The following is a 4,724-nucleotide window of genomic DNA, read 5'->3' on the forward strand; positions in this document are numbered from 1 at the left end:
CCGCAGAGATTAAGCGGATTTTCTTTGTAAAGTGTTGCAAATCTGATCTTTTCTTGCTATCTTTAGGACATGAATCTTAAAGATAAATGCTATGAAGTATTTCACCATGGAAGAGTGCATCCACTCGAAGGTTGCCAGGGAAAAAGGGATTGACAACACGCCTTCACCGGAAATAGAGGCGCATATCACGGAGAGTGTGGAGAGTTTGCTGGACCCGCTGCGGGAGGCATGGGAAGCCTGTTCGCGGAAGCAGGGATGGGGAACGCCCGCCATCCGGATTTCATCGGGGTACCGCTGTCGGGAACTGAACCGGGCGGTAGGGGGAAGCGTGACTTCTGCCCACCGGTATGGCTATGCGTTCGATCTGATTCCGCTGAACGGACGGATGAGGGAATTCAAGGCGTTCTGCCGGGAGTTTCTGAAGGGGCGGGCTTTTGATCAGCTGATTTCGGAAAACGAAAATGATCAGGGACTGCCGCAATGGATGCACGTGGGCTGCCGGCATCCGGACGGGAAGCAGCAGCGCGGACAGCTGCTGTCGCTGGTGAACGGGCGGTATCTGCCTATGATTTGTTTTTCTGGCGATTTTTCGCTTTCTTTGTAAAATCAAAAAGCCGAAAGGAGAAATTATGGACGGTATGGATTTGACGTGCGGGCATTTTGTGAACCCGTTTACAGATATTGGATTCAAGATTATATTCGGACAGCCTGCCAGCAAGGAATTGCTTATCACGCTCCTTAACGAGTTGCTTTCGGGGGAGCACCGTATCACGAATCTGATTTTTCTGGACAAGGAGAATCACTCCGACAGCATGGCAGATGCGGGTATTATCTACGATCTGTACTGCCTGACGGACACGGGAGAATATATCATCGTGGAGATGCAGAACCGCTTTCACAGCAGCTTTCTGGACAGGACGTTGTTTTACATGTGTCGCGCCATTGGCAGGCAGGTGGAGAACTTGCGCGAAAAAAGAAAGAAGGAACGTGAACTGAGAATGGACGGACATGATGCGGAGGAAGATGATTTTCTGCTGAAAGAGCCGATGCAGGAAAACTACGGCACCAGATACAGGCTTTCTACCGTGTACGGAATCTTCCTGATGAACTTCCGGGAACCGGGACTGGAAGAAAAATTCCGTACGGATACCGTTATTGCCGACCGGGAAAACGGCAGGGTGGTTAATCCGCACTTCCGGCAGATCTTCCTTCAGTTTCCTTATTTCACCAGGGAACTCAAGGAGTGTGAAACTCTTTATGACAAACTGATTTATACACTGAAGAATATGCAACACTGGAACCGAATGCCTGACGCGTTGAAAGAACAGGTTTTCAGCCGTCTGGAAGAACTTGCTGCCGTGGCTAATCTCTCGATGGAGGACCGCATCGCTTATGATAAGGCGCTGGATCGATATCGTGTGAGCCGGATTGTGGAAGAGGATGCACGTGAAGCCGGATGGAAAAAGGGACTGGAGGAAGGTCGTGCGGAAGGCCGTGCGGAAGGCCGTGCGGAAATACAAATAGCTATTGCACGGAATCTCAAGGCGTTGGGTATGAACAATGAACAGATAGCAAAGACTACGGGACTGAGAGAAGAGGATATAGAAGGACTGTAGGATGATGATAAATGAAACCAAATAAGCGAGTTGTCGCTTTCTTATAAAAACTAATCAATGATTTTTGGAAAAAAGTGGGCGCTGCTGCCGGTTCTGGCAGTGGCCTTGCTTTCATTTGCCCAAACGGAAGCATCGTTGGGCTACCGGGTGGAGGCGGATGTGAACGTGTCTGCCGGGGAGTATGCGCCGATGTGGATGACGTCCAACCGTTACGGGCTGGCGTCGGAACGGCCGAACAGCGGATGGCTCCGGGCGGGGGTGACTTATGACCAGCCGCTGAAACGGAACTGGAGAGTGGGAGCCGGACTGGATCTGGCGGGTACGCTGAACAACGGGGCGGTGCCGGACCGGGCCAGGTTCGTGGTGCAGCAGGCGTATGCGGATGTGTCGTGGAAGATGCTGACGCTGAGTATCGGAAGCAAGGAGCGGGGAAATTTCCCGCTGGACAAGGATGAACGGCTCAGCAGCGGCATGATGGTGGAGGGTATGAACGCGCGTCCCGTGCCGCAGGTGCGGGGGGAGATCCGGGAGTATCTGCCGCTGGGATTCACGGGCAACTGGCTGTCACTGAAGGGGCATATCGCTTACGGTATGTTTACGGACAATGGCTGGCAGGAGGAGTTTGCGGCACCGGGAAAGACGGTGCTGAAGAATGTGCTGTATCACTCGAAGTCGCTGATGTTGCGCCTGGGCAACCGGGAGAAGCTGCCGGTGGAGTTTGAATTCGGACTGCTGACGGCGGCGCAGTTCGGCGGAACGGTGTACCGGAAGAATGAGGACGGCAGCCTGACGTTTGTGAAGGACAAGCCGAACGGTCTGAAGGATTTTATGAAGGTGCTGATCCCGAAGCAGGCCAGTACGCTGCAGAATGTACAGGGAAATCATTGCGGAAGCTGGAACTTTGCCTTGTCGTATTATCTGAAGGACTGGAAGTTCCGGGCGTATCTGGAGCATTATTTCGAGGATCACTCGCAGATGTTCTGGCAGTATGGCCGCTGGAAGGACGGGCATCTGGGACTGGAGGTGACCTTGCCGGAGAACCGCTGGGTGACGCGGGTGCTGTGGGAAGGACTGAATACCAAGGATCAGACGGGGCCGATCTTGTATGACGGCATCGCTGGTTCGTTTCAGGATGTGCAGATGAGCGGCGGCGACAATTATTATACGAACGGGGAGTATCTGGGCTGGCAGCATGCGGGTCTGGGACTGGGACATCCGTTCCTGCCGGGACCGGCATATAATACGGACGGCAGCAATGTGTTCAAGAGTAACCGTGTCCGGGCGAATCACCTGGGAATGACGGGAGATCCGTCGGAAGAATGGAACTGGAGGGTGCTGGTGTCGTTTGCCCGTCACTGGGGAACTTATTCGGCACCGCTGGACAAGCCGCGCAAGCAGTTCGGATCGCTCTGGGAGGTGACATACCGTCCGAAGCGGCTGGCGGGATGGAGTTTCTCGGCGGCTCTGGGACTGGATCGAGGAAATTATCTGCCGGGAAATACGGCGGGAGGTACGTTCTGCATCCGCAAGACGGGGGAACTGCTGAAACGCTAGGACACCGGAAACGGTGACCGGTTTCCGACGGAGGAATGCCGGACGGGAGCCGGAAATGAATGTTGAAATGATTGAAAATAATAAAAGGGTTTATGAAAATGATACAATTAAGCGGAAAGACGAAGGCGACACTGGTGTATGCATTGCTGGTGCTGGGCCTGATACTGGCCTGTCTGCTGATGCCGGGATGTGCCAAGCAGCCGGTGGACAGCAGCGTGGAAGGGTTCTGGAAACTGGAACGCTTCACGACGAAGGAGGACGGAGCTGTGCATGAGCCGGAACGGATTTTCTACGGGATCACGCGCTACGTGGTGGAAATTGCGGAACGGCAGGGTACGCAGGGGTACGGGGATTTCATCGGTCGCTTCGGCTATACGGACGAGGGCCGGGAGGCGGTGATGAGTGAGTTTAAGGTGCGTGCCGGGACGAGTGACAGCAAGAAGGATGCCACGCTGGAGCAGCTGAAGCCTTTCGGTATCGGAGCGATGGAAACGACGTTCCGCATCGTGAAGGCGGACGGCAAGGCGCTGGTGCTGGAATCGGATTATGCTACGCTGGAGCTGAAGCGCTACTGACACGGGATATATTGCTTCTCAGATGCGTGAGATCAGAAGCGTAATGGGGAGCTGAAACGCATGAGTTCCCGGGGAAGAGGGAAAATGAAGTAACCAAAATTTTTTTTGTAAAAATCATATTGAAAAGCACTAGGTCATGAAAAGAGGAATGGCAGAGTCGTATAACCGGCTTGTAAATGTATTTGTCATTGCCTGTGATACCTGTATCGTAGGCGGACTGTTTCACAGATTTTATCATTGGGCACAGGATACGGCCTGGGAGAAGACACTCCAGGCATCGGAGTTCCAGATTGTGGCAACGCTGATGTTGTGTTACCTGCTGTGTGCGATGCATACGGGGGTAATTCTTTACCGACGGAAGGTGTTCGCGTATGAGGTGCTGACCCGTGTGGCCAAGAATGTGGTGTTCTTTGCAATCCTGGGCGGGGGAATCCTGCAACTGGGAGGATATATGGATGCCTGGTCGAAGCTGTTTCTGGCGTACCTGCTGGCGGTGCTGGTCTGTGTGTCGGTGTTCCGGCTGGGCCTGCGTATGCTGATCAAGGCGTACCGTACGAAGGGCGGTAACCTGCGGTTTGTGGTACTGGTGGGCAGTGCGGACAACAACCGGGAGCTGTATCAGGAACTGACGTCGCAAAGCTGGGCAGGATACCGTGTGCTGGGGTATTTCGATTTTGAACCGAACGGGAATTTCCCGCAGGAGTGTCCGTATCTGGGCAAGCCGCAGGAGGTGACGGATTATCTGAAAAAGCACGGGAATACGCATTTCCTGTTCTGCTGTCTGCCGTCGAAGGACCGGGAGGTGATCATGCCGATCATTGATTACTGCGAAAATAACCTGGTGCATTTCTACAGTGTGCCGAACGTGCATAACTACCTGCAGAACCGCATGTATTTCAACATGATGGGGAATGTGCCGTACCTGAGTCTGCGGCAGGATCCGCTGAGCCGTCTGGGGAACAAGATGCTGAAACGGACA

General features: G+C 53.7%; 4 protein-coding genes and 1 pseudogene. All 5 read left to right on the forward strand.

What is annotated here, in order from left to right; genetic code table 11:
- Window positions 1-91: 91 nt before the first annotated feature.
- Window positions 92-604: a D-Ala-D-Ala carboxypeptidase family metallohydrolase gene (locus BACCOPRO_RS04185; protein ID WP_008141249.1), complete on the forward strand. Its 513-nt coding sequence runs from the start codon at window positions 92-94 to the stop codon at window positions 602-604.
- Window positions 605-629: 25 nt separating this feature from the next.
- Window positions 630-1,616, forward strand: a complete 987-nt coding sequence (locus BACCOPRO_RS04190) for a PD-(D/E)XK nuclease family transposase (RefSeq protein ID WP_008141250.1) — start codon at window positions 630-632, stop codon at window positions 1,614-1,616.
- Window positions 1,617-1,673: 57 nt separating this feature from the next.
- Entirely contained in the window at window positions 1,674-3,170 is a 1,497-nt protein-coding gene (locus BACCOPRO_RS04195) for a capsule assembly Wzi family protein (protein ID WP_008141252.1), read from the forward strand.
- Window positions 3,171-3,262: 92 nt separating this feature from the next.
- A complete protein-coding gene (locus BACCOPRO_RS04200) occupies window positions 3,263-3,745 on the forward strand; it encodes a lipocalin-like domain-containing protein (protein WP_008141254.1) in 483 nt (160 codons plus the stop codon).
- A 136-nt stretch (window positions 3,746-3,881) separates the two neighbouring features.
- Window positions 3,882-4,724, forward strand: a pseudogene (locus tag BACCOPRO_RS04205) (undecaprenyl-phosphate glucose phosphotransferase); the annotation flags it as partial.

It is taken from the genome of Phocaeicola coprophilus DSM 18228 = JCM 13818 (genome assembly GCF_000157915.1).
GTDB lineage: Bacteria > Bacteroidota > Bacteroidia > Bacteroidales > Bacteroidaceae > Phocaeicola > Phocaeicola coprophilus.